The sequence below is a fragment of the Pseudoalteromonas rhizosphaerae genome (assembly GCF_902498845.1).
GTDB lineage: Bacteria > Pseudomonadota > Gammaproteobacteria > Enterobacterales > Alteromonadaceae > Pseudoalteromonas > Pseudoalteromonas rhizosphaerae.
Genome location: NZ_CABVLM010000075.1, coordinates 1 through 279 on the forward strand (window position 1 = coordinate 1; position 279 = coordinate 279).

Consider the following 279-nt stretch of genomic DNA (forward strand, 5'->3'; position numbering starts at 1 on the left):
TGATTCATGACTGGGGTGAAGTCGTAACAAGGTAGCCCTAGGGGAACCTGGGGCTGGATCACCTCCTTATACGATTTAGAACTTATTTGTTCGTAGTGTCCACACAGATGATTGTTAATTAGTGCGTGTCCCTTTGGGATAACTAATTAATATGCTCTTTAAAAATTTGGAAAAGCTGATAATAAAATTCGTATGAATACAGTGTATTTGTACAGAGTTTTCAAAAGTAAAAAAGAATGATAGCAGTATCATTCAGTGCCATTTAATGAACGTTTCGTT

At 36.2% G+C, this 279-nt stretch carries 1 rRNA gene; it reads left to right on the forward strand.

Going from position 1 to position 279, the window contains the following annotated elements:
- Nucleotides 1-69 (forward strand): 16S ribosomal RNA (locus tag PSR9079_RS23520); the annotation flags it as partial.
- Nucleotides 70-279: the final 210 nt, after the last annotated feature.